The 303-nt window shown below is 66.0% G+C and carries 1 protein-coding gene; it reads left to right on the plus strand.

Annotated elements, in window-relative coordinates; translation table 11 throughout:
* A partial coding sequence (locus L687_RS0122285; protein WP_031208432.1) for an acyl-CoA dehydrogenase family protein occupies positions 1-303 on the plus strand: 303 nt, incomplete at both ends.

Below are 303 nucleotides of genomic sequence, written 5' to 3' on the forward strand. Positions count from 1 at the left end.
GACCTGGCCGTGCCCTACCTCGTGCACATGGGAACGCAGGAGCAGAAGGAGAAGTGGCTGCCCCGCATGGCCACGGGTGAGGTGCTCGGCGCACTCGCCATGACCGACCCGGGTGCGGGTTCGGATCTGCGTGGCATCAAGACCAACGCCAAGAAGGTCGACGGCGGCTACATCCTCAACGGCGCGAAGACGTTCATCTCCTCGGGCACGACGGCCGACGTGGTCGTCACGTTCGTCAAGACCGGTGAGGGCAACCGTCCCGACGCGTTCAGCCTGCTGCTCGTGGAGAAGGGCATGGAGGGC

This window comes from Microbacterium maritypicum MF109 (assembly GCF_000455825.1).
Classification (GTDB): Bacteria; Actinomycetota; Actinomycetes; order Actinomycetales; family Microbacteriaceae; genus Microbacterium; species Microbacterium maritypicum_A.